Origin of the sequence: Streptomyces sp. BE20, from assembly GCF_036322525.1 — a bacterium.
Lineage (GTDB): Bacteria > Actinomycetota > Actinomycetes > Streptomycetales > Streptomycetaceae > Kitasatospora.
This window is the reverse complement of sequence record NZ_JAQYWW010001213.1, coordinates 1-317: the sequence shown is the minus strand read 5'-3', so window position 1 is coordinate 317 and position 317 is coordinate 1. Positions and strand designations below refer to the sequence as shown.

Sequence of the window (317 nt, the reverse complement as noted above, 5' to 3'; positions counted from 1 at the left end):
TGAGGTGGACGGCGGCGGCGAGCCGCGTGCTGGCCATCACAGGCCCTTGGCCACGATGTGGCAGTCCGGAGGGTGGAGGACCGGCATCGCCACCGCGCTGCCCTTGGTCGAGATCTGGACCGGGTCGTCCTGCGCGCCGCGGGTGAGGATGATGCCGAGCGCGTCCTCACGCGTGATCTCGGGGTTGGTACCCCGCGCGAGGACCAAGGCTTAGACGGAGACGCCGAACAGGGTCTGGCCCCACTTCTCCCGGTTGGGCGGCAGCATGATCCACCGATCGTCGGGGATGACCTTGGTGGCGACGTCGTCGACGTCGA

At 69.1% G+C, this 317-nt stretch carries 1 protein-coding gene; it reads right to left on the bottom strand.

The window, feature by feature from the left end:
* Positions 1-36: 36 nt before the first annotated feature.
* On the bottom strand, positions 37-207 hold the full coding sequence (locus PUR61_RS41140) for a hypothetical protein (protein WP_329885073.1): 171 nt from the start codon (positions 205-207) through the stop codon (positions 37-39).
* Between the last annotated feature and the right edge of the window lie 110 nt (positions 208-317).